The organism is Pseudoalteromonas sp. 2CM37A (assembly GCF_023161885.1).
In the GTDB taxonomy this organism is placed as follows: Bacteria; Pseudomonadota; Gammaproteobacteria; order Enterobacterales; family Alteromonadaceae; genus Pseudoalteromonas; species Pseudoalteromonas atlantica.
In genome coordinates, this window is the sequence record NZ_JALNTJ010000020.1 from 1 (window position 1) to 13544 (window position 13544).

Consider the following 13544-nt stretch of genomic DNA (forward strand, 5'->3'; position numbering starts at 1 on the left):
CGGCTTTTTTACGTCCGTAGAAAAGTGAAGTGCGGACAATTAATGCACACTCATCTACTTCTAGAATGTAGGTCGGGCGAGCGTAGCGACTCCCGACGCAATGATAATGTGGATTTGCTATGTGACTCTCTACCGCTGTGGGCACTACGACATTGCCAGGCTCCAAATACAAGAAAGCCCGACTCCAAAGAGCCGGGCTTTTTTACGTCCGTTGAAAAGTGAAATACATGTCTTTACGTAATATCACCACCTCCGTAGCGTGGGTTGAGTATCACGAAACCCGCGGATAAGGCTCGCCGCACATCTTTGTATGGTAAATATAGCGTTTCAGCAGTGAGCTTTACGAGTACTTTAGCGTAATTATGCTTGTGCGTAGTTAGATTTATTACCTAGCCAGCGATGAATTAAAGGGTCTATAAGGTCGGGGTTTTGCTTTAGCATTTGCTGCGCAATGGGCCTGACTTGATTTAGCGTGTGTTTATCTCGAGTAAGATCCGCTATTTTAAATTCTGCTAAGCCAGTTTGTTTAGTGCCGAGCACTTCACCTGGCCCACGTATTTCTAAATCTCGCTCTGCGATGACAAAGCCATCGTTACTGTCTCTTAATACACCTAAACGTTTTTGAGCGGTGTGAGAAAGAGGGGCATGATATAACAGTACGCAATGCGAAGCGGTTGCTCCTCGTCCTACGCGCCCGCGTAATTGATGTAATTGTGCTAATCCTAAGCGTTCAGGATTTTCTATGATAATTAAACTGGCATTGGGTACGTCTACACCTACTTCTATTACTGTTGTTGCAACAAGTACATGAATATTGCCTGCTTTAAAGTCGCTCATGATCGCTTGTTTTTCAGCGGCTTTCATACGGCCATGAACGAGCCCTACATTAAGCTCTGGCAACGCCTCTTTTAATTGTAATGCGCTGTCTTCAGCTGCTTGGCATTGTAGGGCTTCTGATTCGTCAATGAGGGTACATACCCAATAAACCTGTCTGCCTTGTTCGTTACAGGCAAGCTTAACACGGTTTATTATATCGTCTCGGCGTGTATCAGGAATGGCAACAGTGGTTATAGGTGTGCGCCCAGGTGGTAACTCATCTATCACTGAGGTTTCTAAATCGGCATAGGCCGTCATAGCTAATGTACGCGGAATGGGGGTTGCGGTCATGACTAACTGATGAGGGTAACAATTACCAAATTTGCCTTTTTCACGCAGTGAGAGGCGCTGATGAACACCAAAGCGATGTTGCTCATCTATGATAATCAATACTAAGTTATTAAATTTTACCTCGTCTTGAAATAGGGCGTGCGTTCCTACTATCATTTGCGCTTCCCCTGAGGCGATTTTTTCAAGTGTATTAGTACGCTCTTTTCCTTTAGTTTTACCGCCTAGCCAGGCAACGTTAATCCCAAGACTTTCAAACCATTGCTTGAAATTTATTCCGTGTTGTTCAGAAAGGATTTCTGTAGGTGCCATTAGGGCAACTTGAAAACCTTGCGCTATTGCTGTTAATGCACTTAAAGCTGCAACCAGTGTTTTACCTGAGCCTACATCACCTTGTACTAATCGCATCATGGGGTAGGCATGCTGTAAATCCCCTTTTATTTCGGCTACAACTCTATTTTGTGCATTAGTCGGCGCAAAAGGGAGTTGCGCTAAAAATTGGCTCTCTAATGTATTTGTAGGGCTTAGGGAAACTGCACTTACTTGCTGCCCTTGCTCGCGTACTTTTAATAAGCTTAAGTTTTGGGCAAGTAGCTCTTCAAATACTAAGCGTTGTTGTGCCGGATGCATGCCTTGTTCAAGCGAAATAATGTCAACATCATTCGCAGGGCGATGAAGTAGTAATAAAGCGTCACTTAATTGCATATGTGAGGGTTGCCATTTTTCAGGGATAAGCTCTTCAACAGAATACTTATGTAATAAATTGATGGCTTGTTCACTTAACGCTCTAATTGATAATTGTTTTAAGCCTTCGGTGGTTGAATACACGGGGGTTAGTGTTGCGGCGGTTGGTTGCTCGTTTGGGGTATCGCTAATGCTGTATTCTGGGTGGCTCATTTCAAAACCAACGCGCCCGCGTCTTACCTCACCAAAGCAACGGATTATTTTGCCACTGCTAAATGCGTTTTTTTGCGCTGCTGTAAAATTAAAAAACCGTAAAGTAAGCCTACCTGTACCATCGTTTATTTGCACCACTAACATACGCCGTTTACCAAAGGTCACTTGGCTTGTTTCTATTGTTGCCTCAACAGTGCAGTGGCTGTGCAAAGTAACATCGTTAATAGCATAAATACGGGTACGATCTTCATAGCGTAAAGGCAAATGAAAGAGCATATCTTGCACGGTAGCTATACCTAGCTTTTGTAGGCGTTCGGCCATTTTTGGGCCTACCCCTTTAAGTTCTGTTATAGGGTATTGGCTTAAGCTAGGTTTAGACAATGTAGGCTCAAATCTGTTTATTTGTGAATGAGTTAAGTGTACTCACAGGTTTGCTAAGCATCAAGCATGTTTTAAAGCTTGCCAAAACTGCTCGTTAGCGACTATTTCACCTTCTTCATCGAGTGGTGGGTAAGGTAGGTTTTTTAATCTACATTGTTTAGCAATAACTGGGTGATACCCTTCAAAATACATAGGGTGTTTAATCTCTTCACTTAGCATATCGCGCTTATATAGCCCTGCTTTTTCTCGTTGCTGTTGTGCTTCAAATAAAATAAGCGCAGCAGCTACTGATACATTAAGTGACTGCACCATGCCTTGCATAGGAATAATAATGTTTTGATCGGCGTGTTTTAGCGCGCGCTCAGAAATTCCCGTTTTTTCTTGACCAACGATTATAGCTGTGGGTTTTGTGTAATCGATTTCTCTAAAATCTACAGCATCTTCGCTCAAATGTGTTGCTAATATTTGTACATCTGGGTTGTGCTTGCGCATCATCGCAGCAGCATCATCAATATTTTTATGCAGGTGTGTTTCTAGCCAGTTTTTACTGCCGCCAGAGGTATTATTGGTCAGCCATTTTTGGTTTTCTGGCCATACAGCATGCACATGATGGCAACCTACTGCATCAGCACTTCTTACAATAGCTGAGAGATTATGATGTTTATGTACGTCTTCTAGGCAGACTGTTAGGTCTGTTTGGCGACGTGAGAGCACGTCTTTTATTCGTTGGTAGCGATTTTGCTGCATGGTGATCCTCTTTTTTGATAATTATACGTAATTTTATCTATTAAGGCATTACTGTGCGGCTAATTGGATTTTGCAAAGAGATTAGGGTCTCGGTTGATTGAATAGCCTCTATAGCTTGTATTTTATTAATGAGCACGTCTTGCAGATGGTCGATAGACTTGGCCATTACCTTTATAAAAATGCTGTAGTTACCCGTGGTGTAATAAGCTTCAACTACTTCTTCTAATGCTTCTAGTTTAATCAGTGTTTCTGGGTAGTCGCGAGCGTTGTTTAAGTTAATACCAATAAAGCAACATACATCGTAACCTAGTTGCTTTGTACTAATGCTTAATTGGGTGCCGGTAATGATGCCCGCTTGTTTCATTTTTTCTACGCGTACGTGAATTGTGCCGGCACTTACAGCAAACCGTTTAGCTAATTCTGCGTAGGCTGTACGGGCATTGGCCATTAGAGCGTGAAGTATCTGTTTATCGAGATTATCGATTTGATAATTTTCCATTATTTTTGCTTACTTAAATTAGTGAATCTACATTTTTATACCGTGTAAATTAATCGATTTTACATATTAAAGCTATTTTTATTATGGGTTATTGAATTAAAAGTTTAAATCGTTACAGTAACCTCATTGAAGGCGCCTACAGGGTGTTTTCTCATTAATAAGCAAGTAACAATAACTGGGAATGAGGCCAATTATTATGAGTTCACACTATGTGCAGCAACAGCAGCAAATAAGTAAAGTTAAGCAGTTTTTTTCACAGCAATTAGAGCAGCAACTAGGGTTAGTTGAAGTTCAGGCTCCTATTTTGGCCAAAGTAGGTGATGGCACACAAGATAACCTGAGCGGCCACGAGAATGCAGTTGCTGTTAACGTAAAAGCAATTACCGATAGCAGCTATGAAGTTGTTCATTCGCTTGCTAAATGGAAACGTAAAACGCTAGCGACTTACGGCTTTTCTGTAGGTGAAGGTATTTATACACAAATGAAAGCGTTGCGCCCAGATGAAGACTCATTAAGCCCAATACATTCTGTTTATGTTGATCAATGGGATTGGGAAAAGGTAATTTGCCAACGTACTGAACGTACGCTCTCTACATTACAAGACACTGTTAAAGCTATTTATACTGGTATTAAGCAAACAGAGCAGTTTGTAAGTGAAAGCTTTGGTATAGCCCCATTCTTACCTAGTGAAATCACGTTTATACACAGTGAGCAATTACGCAAAATGTACCCTGAATTTAGCGCAAAGCAACGCGAAAAAGCCATTGCACAAGAGTACGGTGCGGTGTTTTTAATTGGTATTGGGGGGGCATTAGGTGATGGCAAAATCCATGATGTACGCGCTCCAGATTACGACGATTGGTCTACCCAAACGATTGACGGATACACAGGATTAAATGGCGATATTTTAGTGTGGAACCCTGTGTTAGAAGATGCCTTTGAAATATCATCTATGGGTATTCGTGTAAGCCCTGATGTATTAAAAGCGCAATTGAGCATAACAGGCGATGAAGAACGCCTAGCATTCGATTGGCATAAAGCATTACTAGAAGAGGCTTTCCCACAAACAATTGGTGGCGGGATAGGGCAATCGCGCTTAGCAATGTTATTACTGCAAAAGCAGCATATTGGACAAGTCCAAGTCGGTGTATGGCCAAAGCAAACGCACGATACGGTAAGTGGCTTACTGTAAATTATAAAGGGCGCTAAATGCGCCCTAATGTGTTTTAAAGTTTATTTCTACTTTATTGTTTTGTAGGTTTATATTGCAAGGTGGGTAGTTGCGGGTAGTTTTTAATACTTTATCAAAAATATGGATCTCTACCCCTGAGTGTAATGATGTATTAACGACGAGATTTGCATCGCTTAGTAGGTCGTGGAGTTCATGATCTAGGCTAGATAACTTTTTCTCTAGCTGCTCTGCTTGTTGGCAATAATGCTGCTGTGTTGCGCCAATTTTTTTAATGAGCAGATTCTTTTTTTCTATATCTTTTACTTTATCTGCTTTTTCTAGTGCTGCTTGAAGGGTATCAAGCTGCTCATCGGTTTTTGCTAAATCTTTAAAGCAGTTATCTGTGTCGGCCGTTATTTCAGCGCCGGATGCGGCTAAATTGATAGCCATTTTTGCGCCTGATTCATTGCCTATTTCGCCAGCAATTAACACGGTTGCATCAAGAATCTCTCCACCAAAAATTTTCCCTTTGGGTAACTCTGTTTGGCCAACTTGTAATAAGTGTTTTGCTTTAATCGCACAATGGCTAGCTTGGCGGTCTATAAAAATGTTTTTGCCTTGCATATAACAGTATTGTGCGTGAGATACATGAACATCACCTTCACTTTTAATAGAGCAAGACAAAGTTTTATCTTCGAGCTTTTGATGGCCAATAATGCCTTGCTTTACAGTGATGTTTCCGCCGGCTGATAATTCGCCAGATTCGACCGTGCCAAAAACAGTAATGTCGCCTTTTGCCGTGACTCGCATTCCTGGGTCAATGTTTTTAGTCACAATAACACTGCCTTCAAAATCAATATGGCCGCTTTTAACATCTACATCAGAGATGGTAAAAATATCATCAACTCGCATACCGTTAGGTATTTCTACGGGGACTCCCGCTGTTGTAGAAACAAGCTCGAGCGGATTTGTTTTTGATATTTCGGCGCCTTCGCCTGCCACTAACTTTTTATTTTCGCCGGGTTTAGCCGGTAGTATGTCACCTACTACAGTGAATCCTTCTTTACCGGGAGTTGCAGGTTGCTGGCGGATCAGTACAGTGCCGGGCTCTACGCTTGCTAGTTTACCAAAGTCGCGCATATCAACACTGCCATCTTCCTTCAGTTTTGGTGCTTTTAGGCGATCTTTGAGGGTTTCTACCATAGCTACAAATTTTGTTGCTGTGCCTTCTGCTGGTAGGCGGCCTTTGGCTAGAATCCCTTTTGCCACTGTACCTGGGGGTAAGTTAAATTGTTTATCTAAAAGCTGCTCTAAAAAAGCTTGTTTGTAACCACGTACAACCCCTGCTTTTATGAGTTGTTTTTTGCCCTCTTCTAAAGAAAGTACCTTACCACCATAAGCTAAGGTTAGCTCACCTATGGCTTGCATTTTATCTTCACTTAACGTTACCACAAGCGATGCATCGTGCTTACTTGCTACAACCAAGGTTGGCTCATTATTTTGCGCTTTAAAAAAATTATCAATAGCCTCGTGGTCAATTTTGCATTCGCAAAACGTCGATTTCTCGAGTGCATCAATTATAAAAGCGGCGCTAGGTGGAGCGTGCTTACTAACATCAAGTAATACGTTCCCATTATTGGCAAGCTTAAACACTAGTTAATCCTTTTCTACTACTTAAGTTAAGATTGATTTTATTGCATGATTACAGAGTGCTAGATATTTACATGTGAGTCAAGAAAGGGCGATAAACAAAGGCTAGCAGTAAAAAATAGAGCTATAAAGGGGGTTTATAGCTCTGTATTTATTAATTAGTTGAAGGAAGTTCCATAATGCCGTCAATTTCAACTTGTGCGCCTTTTGGTAGAGCACGTACACCTAGTGCTGCACGGGCAGGATAAGGCTGCTTGAAATATTGGCTCATTACTTCATTAACAGTGGCAAAGTTTGATAAGTCTGTTAGGTAGATATTAATTTTAACAAGATCTTGGATTTTACCACCTGCTTCTTCGCACACCGCTGTAATATTTTTAAATACTTGATGTGTCTGCTCGCTAAAGTCTTCTGAAACCATTTCCATTGTTTCTGGGACAAGTGGAATTTGTCCAGATAAATAAACGGCAGTACCTACTTTAACCGCTTGGCTATAAGTGCCGATGGCAGCAGGTGCTTTTTCGGTAGAAATAAATGCTTTATTCATGAGTTTCCTATTTTACTTTTTACGATAGACTCTTTGCACATCAGGCATCACGCGAATGCGGCGCATAATATTAGCAACGTGGACGCGGTTTTTAACGGTAACGCCCAAGTCTATCACATATAAATTACTTTCTTTTTCGTCGGTAGTGATCTCAACAATGTTGGCTTGGGTTGTAGCAACAACATTTGTGAGTTTAGCCAAAGCCCCTTGGTGATTAATTATTTCCACCCGTAGCGCAGCTATATATTCTTTTTCTGGATTGTCATCCCATTTTACAACCAGGTATTTTGAGCGTTCGTTTTCCCAGCCGCGAATATTTTTACATTCTTGGCGGTGAACGGTAAGCCCTTTACCTTGGCTAATATGTGCAGTGATGGCATCCCCTGGTACAGGTCGGCAACACTTAGAATAATTAACCAACATGCCTTCGGTACCAATAATGGTTGCTTTGGCTTGTTTGCTAATATCTGACAAGTCGTCGCTTTCTTCTTGCAATAAGCGTTTAGCGATTAACACGCTCATTAAGTTACCTGCGCCTATTTCTACCAGTAATTCTAATACTGTAGATAGTTCGTGCTCTTCGAGTACGCGGGCTATGTTTTCATCGGCAATGCTGTCGAGCTTATTTTCACCCAAGGCAGAATCGAGTAAGCGTCGACCTAATAACAATGCTTCTTCTTGGTGTTGGCTCTTAAGATAGTTTCTTATCCCTAAACGGGCTTTACCTGTAACTATAAAGTTTAACCAGGTTGCATTAGGGTGTGCACCCGAGCTGGTAATAATTTCAACACTTTGCCCAGTATCTAAGGCTTTGCTTAGTGGGTAAGGTTTACGGTTTACTCTAGCACCTACACAAGTGTTACCTACATCAGTATGCACCGCGTAAGCAAAATCAACCGCGGTAGCGCCCATTGGCAGCTCTACTATGCGGCCATCGGGGGTAAATACGTATATTTCTTCTGGGAACAGCTCGGTTTTAACGTTCTCGACAAATTCGAATGATGAGCCGGCACTTTGCTGAAGCTCCAGCAAACTTTGCATCCATTGACGCGCACGCTGTTGAGCTGTGTTACCCGCGCCATCACCGGCTTTTTTATACATCCAGTGCGCAGCAACCCCTTTATCGGCCATGTGATCCATGTCATGCGTACGCACTTGTATTTCTACCGGAATACCGTGTGGGCCTACTAATGACGTATGCAAAGACTGATAACCATTTGTTTTAGGTACGGCAATATAGTCTTTAAAACGCGTTTCGATAGGTTTATACAGGTTATGTGCAACACCTAACACGCGATAACAGGTATCCATTGCATCTACGTTTATTCTAAAAGCGTAAATATCCATTACCTCATTAAAAAGCAGCTCTTTATTAAGCATTTTTTTATAAATGCTATAGAGGTGTTTTTCGCGCCCAGAAACCGTAGCCTTAATACCAGACTCTTCAAGACGTGCTTCTATTTCGGTTTGAATGTTAGAAATAACTTCTTTGCGATTGCCTCGCGCTTTTGCCACTTCAGATTTAAGTGCGCGATGACGCATAGGGTATAAAGCCTGAAAACCTAAATCTTCTAGCTCATTTTTAATATCGTGAATACCTAAACGGTTTGCAATAGGTGCGTAAATTTCAAGTGTTTCACGGGCAATACGACGGCGCTTATCAGGGCGTAGAGCACCTAATGTACGCATATTGTGAGTACGATCGGCCAGTTTAATTAAAATAACCCGAATGTCTTGGGTCATAGCCATGATCATTTTTCGGTAGTTTTCAGCTTGGAATTCTTTTTTGTCTTTAAAGCTGAGCTTATCGAGCTTACTTACCCCTTCAACAAGTTCGGCAACCGTATCGCCAAATATTTCGGCTAAGTCCTGTTGGCTAAAATCGGTATCTTCAATAACGTCATGCATTAGCGCGGCCATAAGTGTTTCATGGTCAAGGTGCATGCCAGCAAGAATTTGGGTTACTTCAACAGGGTGAGTAATGTACGGCTCGCCGCTTGAGCGAGTTTGCCCCTCGTGAGCCTCTCGGGCTACCACGTAGGCTTTTTGCACTAGCTCTACTTCAGCAGCAGGCAAGTATTCAGATATTTTCTTTTTAAGACCTTCAAAAAGATACATTCACACTCCAATGTTCTCGTGAAGCAATAAGTAACGGTAAGTAATAGAATATACGATGAAAAGAGGGGATTGCCAACGGCTAGAGTAGAAATACTGAGCCGTTGACTAAATCAAACCGGGTGGTTGATTATTGATTACCGCCAACAATAGCAGCAACCGCAGCTAATTCAGCTGCTTCTTGGTGTTGTTGTTCTTCACGGTCAATAACGTCCATTGATGAACTATCAACTAAACCTTTTTCGATTTCACGTAGAGCGATAACGGTTGGTTTGTCATTTTCAGCGTCTACCAGTGGGTCTTTACCACCAACAGCAATTTGGCGGGCACGACGAGCCGCAACTAAAATTAAGTCAAAACGATTACCAATTGCATCTACTGCATCTTCAACTGTTACGCGAGCCATCTCAGCACTCCAAAATAATTTAAAAGCAAAGGCGTAGTTTACTGCAAGCAGCTTGTTTCGCCAATAGCCAGTGGTTAATTTTTACCAGTTTTCCCTGTAAAGGGCATAAATGGCTATTTAAGTAAGTTTGTAATTAAATCGTGATGACGGCTAGCTTGGGCTTTTAAGGTTAAGCGCTGCGCTAACACGATAGTTTCAATATTGCTAAGGGCGGTTTCAAAATCATCGTTAACCACAACATAATCATATTCATTGTAGTGCGATGTTTCTGATTGCGCTTTGGCCATACGCCCAGCGATGACCTCGGCAGAATCTTGGCCTCGGTTATTTAAGCGCTGCTCAAGCTCTGCTTTAGAAGGGGGCAAAATAAAAATTGTTTGCACGCTTGGCATAATTTCGCGCACTTGCTGCGCGCCTTGCCAGTCAATATCTAAAAATACATCAATACCGGCATTCAGCTGCGACTCAATGGCCTGCTTTGAAGTACCGTAGTAATTATCGAATACTTGCGCCCATTCAAAAAAATCATCTTTAGCAATTAATGCTTTAAATTCATCGGCGCTTACAAAGTGATAATGCACCGCATTTTCTTCACCAGGGCGAGGGCTTCGGGTGGTATGCGAGACCGATACTTTCATATCTGCATGTTTTTTTAATAACGCCGTGATTAAGCTAGATTTACCCGCACCAGAAGGCGCCGATAAAATAAATAAGTTTCCGCGAGTTTGAGCCATGTTTTTCTCTACTTAAAATAAACAGGCTTGGACTAAATCAATAATCCAAGCCTTTAATTACGCTATTGTACTTTATTTAACTAATTGTGCTCAAGTAAGTAGCACACAAGTACAATTACTCAATATTTTGAATTTGCTCTCTCATCTGCTCAATGAGCACTTTTAGCTCTACAGCTGCATTAGTAATATCACTATTAATAGACTTAGAGGCTAGGGTGTTTGCTTCGCGGTTAAACTCCTGCATCATAAAATCTAAACGGCGACCACATGCGCCACCTTTATTAAGAATTTTTTTAGTTTCTTTTACGTGCGATTTTAAGCGGTCGAGTTCTTCGGCGACATCTTGCTTTTGTGCAAGGTAAATAAGCTCTTGTTCAAGGCGAGATTCGTCAATGTCGGTTTTTAAGTCTTCAAGCTTTTGATTAAGCTTTTCACGCTGCCACTTTGCTATTTCTGGTAAGTGACTTTCTACTACAGTAACTTGCTCAAGTATGGCATCAAGGCGAGTGGCAATCATTTCTTCTAAATTTGCGCCTTCATCGCCACGGGCTGATTTAAAATCTTCAACTACTTGGTCAAAGCCCGCTATAAGTGCTTTATTAACAGTATCTAAATCGAGCTCCTGTGCTTCCATTACGCCAGGCCAGCGCAGTATATCAACTGGGTTAATGTCGCCACTGCTTTGTTGCTGCACCCATTTAGCACTATTTATTAGTTGCTCAGCAAGTGACTCATTAATTGATAGCTCACCCACGTGTGCTGGATTTGCAACAAACTTTAAAAATACTTCAACTTTACCGCGTTGCAAATTTTTACGTAAACGCTCACGAATTACCGGCTCCATGCCACGAAATTGCTCTGGTGCGCGAATAAACGTTTCAAGGTAGCGCTGGTTTACTGAACGAATTTCCCAGGTGCCAGTGCCCCAATCGCCTTTAATTTCGCGACGCGCATAAGCAGTCATACTGTGGATCATGGATAAGTTCCTAAAATTTATTAATACAATATTGCGATGATTATACCGTAACACTGCTTAACCTCTAGAGAAAATTTATTAGGCTGAATATTTTACAATCAGCATGGCATCTACCTGCACATGCACTTATAATGTCGCAAATTCAGAATTAAGGGGATCGTCAATGCGTCCAAGCGAAAGAACACCTAACCAAATTAGACCGGTATCATTTACACGTAATTACACATTACACGCTGAAGGCTCAGTACTTGTTGAGTTTGGTAATACCAAAGTACTTTGTACTGCTACGGTTGAAGCAGGTGTACCACGTTTTATGAAAGGCCAAGGTAAAGGTTGGATCAACGCTGAATACGGTATGCTACCGCGCTCAACGCATACGCGTAACGCACGTGAAGCAGCACGTGGCAAGCAAGGCGGTCGTACTATGGAAATTCAACGCTTAATTGCTCGCGCATTAAGAGCTGCAGTAGATTTAAAAGCGCTTGGCGAAAACACCATTACAATTGATTGTGATGTGATTCAAGCTGATGGCGGAACACGTACTGCATCTATTAGTGGTGCATGCGTGGCTTTAGTTGATGCACTTACTCACATGCGCGCTAAAGGAATGATCAACTCAAACCCACTTAAGCACATGATTGCTGCGATTTCGGTAGGTATTTATAAAGGCCAACCAATTAGTGATTTAGAGTACCTTGAAGATTCTGAAGCCGAAACCGATATGAACGTAATTTTAACTGAAACAGGTAAAATTATTGAGGTGCAAGGTACCGCAGAGGGCGAACCATTCTCGTTCGACGAATTAGATGAGCTACTTACACTGGCTAAACATTCAATCCGTGAAATTATTGACGTTCAAAAACAAGCGTTAGCATAAGCGAGAACCCAAATGAAAGATTATCAAAAAGAGTTTATTGAATTTGCTTTAGAAAAGCAGGTTTTAAAATTTGGCGAGTTTACCCTTAAATCAGGTCGTACAAGCCCATACTTTTTTAATGCTGGCCTTTTTAACACAGGACGTGATTTAGCACGTTTGGGTCGTTTTTATGCATCAGCTCTTGAAGACGCCGCAATAGAATACGACGTTTTATTTGGCCCAGCTTATAAAGGTATTCCTATTGCAACCACTACCGCAGTAGCGCTGGCAGATCACCATGATAAAGATGTACCTTATTGCTTTAACCGTAAAGAGAAAAAAGCACATGGTGAGGGTGGTACATTAGTAGGTTCTGCATTAACGGGCAAAATTATGCTGGTGGATGATGTGATCACGGCAGGCACTGCAATTCGTGAATCAATGGAAATCATTGCCGATAACGGCGCAGACCTAAGTGGTGTACTAATAGCACTTGATCGCCAAGAAAAAGGCAAAGCTGAGCTTTCAGCTATTCAAGAGGTTGAGCGCGACTTTAATACCAAAGTGATCTCTATTGTAAAATTAGCTGATCTTATTAGCTACCTTGAGAGCCAAGGTACAATGGACGAGCATTTAGCATCAGTTAAAGCATACCGAGATCAATACGGTATTGCCTAACTAAAAAAAGCCTCGCAATTGCGGGGCTTTATTTTGACCACAGTAAATAGAGCTAATAATGAAAGATGTATTTAAACCTAACGGCCTTGGTATAAAGCGTATATTTAAAGCAACGTATTGTTCATACCTTGGTTTTAAAGCGGCCTTTATAGAAGAAGCGGCTTTTAGGCAAGAGTTGCTACTTAGCATTATTTTGCTACCCATTTCTTTTTGGCTAGCTTCATCGGTATTACATTGGGCATTGTTAGTAAGTACATTACTGATCATATTGATTGTGGAATTACTTAATTCAGCAATAGAAGCGCTCACTGATCGCGTAAGTACAGAGCGCCATGTATTATCGGGGCGTGCAAAAGATATGGGATCTGCAGCAGTAACACTCTCATTAATGATCCTTACGATCGTGTGGGGTGCTAGTTTGTATATAAAGTTATTTCAGTAAACCCTCTATATAAACCAATTAATACACCTAAAATGTTAATAAAGTGCTAGTTATGTTGGGTTTTTGAGCGTTTAGCTCAAATACTCAGCGAACAGTCATTTATTTCAAGTTTTCTTTAAAAAAGGGTTGATCTGTTTTCGGATCTCCCTATAATGCGACCCCACTGAGACGGCAGAGCGCAACGCATAGCGAGGCACGAGCTACTCAGTGAGTTGAGTAAAACTTAGTTTTAAAAACTTTCAAGTTTAACAAAATTAAGTGTTGACAAAAAAATAGGAAAG

13 protein-coding genes are annotated in these 13544 nt (G+C 41.5%); 4 read left to right on the forward strand and 9 right to left on the reverse strand.

The window, feature by feature from the left end:
- Positions 1 to 360 precede the first annotated feature (360 nt).
- From recG to asnC, 3 genes are read right to left on the reverse strand one after another with little or no spacing between them, the layout of a single operon-like run.
- Positions 361 to 2442, reverse strand: coding sequence for an ATP-dependent DNA helicase RecG (gene recG, locus MTF68_RS19510; protein ID WP_248463401.1), 2082 nt, complete (start codon positions 2440 to 2442; stop codon positions 361 to 363).
- A gap of 60 nt (positions 2443 to 2502) precedes the next feature.
- The gene (trmH, locus tag MTF68_RS19515; protein ID WP_024032415.1) at positions 2503 to 3189 is read right to left on the reverse strand and encodes a tRNA (guanosine(18)-2'-O)-methyltransferase TrmH; all 687 of its coding nucleotides are present in this window, start codon (positions 3187 to 3189) and stop codon (positions 2503 to 2505) included.
- 40 nt (positions 3190 to 3229) lie between these two features.
- A complete protein-coding gene (asnC, locus tag MTF68_RS19520) occupies positions 3230 to 3688 on the reverse strand; it encodes a transcriptional regulator AsnC (protein WP_004588258.1) in 459 nt (152 codons plus the stop codon).
- 196 nt (positions 3689 to 3884) lie between these two features.
- Here asnC and asnA point away from each other — a divergent pair, with 196 nt between their 5' ends.
- Positions 3885 to 4880, forward strand: a complete 996-nt coding sequence (gene asnA / locus MTF68_RS19525) for an aspartate--ammonia ligase (RefSeq protein WP_029773162.1) — start codon at positions 3885 to 3887, stop codon at positions 4878 to 4880.
- 24 nt (positions 4881 to 4904) lie between these two features.
- Here asnA and MTF68_RS19530 read toward each other — a convergent pair whose 3' ends face one another.
- From MTF68_RS19530 to MTF68_RS19555, 6 genes are all read right to left on the reverse strand, one after another.
- The gene (locus MTF68_RS19530) at positions 4905 to 6512 is read right to left on the reverse strand and encodes a FapA family protein (protein ID WP_248463402.1); all 1608 of its coding nucleotides are present in this window, start codon (positions 6510 to 6512) and stop codon (positions 4905 to 4907) included.
- A gap of 151 nt (positions 6513 to 6663) precedes the next feature.
- Complete coding sequence (locus MTF68_RS19535) at positions 6664 to 7056, reverse strand: RidA family protein (RefSeq protein WP_004588255.1); 393 nt, start codon at positions 7054 to 7056, stop codon at positions 6664 to 6666.
- Positions 7057 to 7068: 12 nt separating this feature from the next.
- Entirely contained in the window at positions 7069 to 9174 is a 2106-nt protein-coding gene (spoT, locus tag MTF68_RS19540; protein WP_004588254.1) for a bifunctional GTP diphosphokinase/guanosine-3',5'-bis pyrophosphate 3'-pyrophosphohydrolase, read from the reverse strand.
- Between the two features lie 127 nt (positions 9175 to 9301).
- Entirely contained in the window at positions 9302 to 9577 is a 276-nt protein-coding gene (gene rpoZ / locus MTF68_RS19545) for a DNA-directed RNA polymerase subunit omega (protein ID WP_004588253.1), read from the reverse strand.
- A gap of 113 nt (positions 9578 to 9690) precedes the next feature.
- On the reverse strand, positions 9691 to 10311 hold the full coding sequence (gene gmk / locus MTF68_RS19550; RefSeq protein WP_064384893.1) for a guanylate kinase: 621 nt from the start codon (positions 10309 to 10311) through the stop codon (positions 9691 to 9693).
- 115 nt (positions 10312 to 10426) lie between these two features.
- Complete coding sequence (locus tag MTF68_RS19555; protein WP_024032427.1) at positions 10427 to 11287, reverse strand: YicC/YloC family endoribonuclease; 861 nt, start codon at positions 11285 to 11287, stop codon at positions 10427 to 10429.
- 163 nt (positions 11288 to 11450) lie between these two features.
- Between MTF68_RS19555 and rph the strand changes: the two genes are divergently transcribed.
- Genes rph through MTF68_RS19570 form a run of 3 tightly spaced genes read left to right on the forward strand, consistent with a single transcriptional unit; the run spans position 11451 to position 13263 of the window.
- Positions 11451 to 12164 carry a ribonuclease PH gene (rph, locus tag MTF68_RS19560; RefSeq protein WP_004588248.1) on the forward strand — a complete coding sequence of 238 codons (714 nt, stop codon included), beginning with the start codon at positions 11451 to 11453 and terminating at the stop codon, positions 12162 to 12164.
- Between the two features lie 12 nt (positions 12165 to 12176).
- Positions 12177 to 12821 (forward strand): orotate phosphoribosyltransferase, encoded by a 645-nt coding sequence (pyrE, locus tag MTF68_RS19565; RefSeq protein ID WP_004588247.1) that lies wholly within the window; start codon positions 12177 to 12179, stop codon positions 12819 to 12821.
- A 58-nt stretch (positions 12822 to 12879) separates the two neighbouring features.
- Positions 12880 to 13263 carry a diacylglycerol kinase gene (locus tag MTF68_RS19570; RefSeq protein WP_004588246.1) on the forward strand — a complete coding sequence of 128 codons (384 nt, stop codon included), beginning with the start codon at positions 12880 to 12882 and terminating at the stop codon, positions 13261 to 13263.
- The last annotated feature ends 281 nt before the right edge of the window (positions 13264 to 13544 follow it).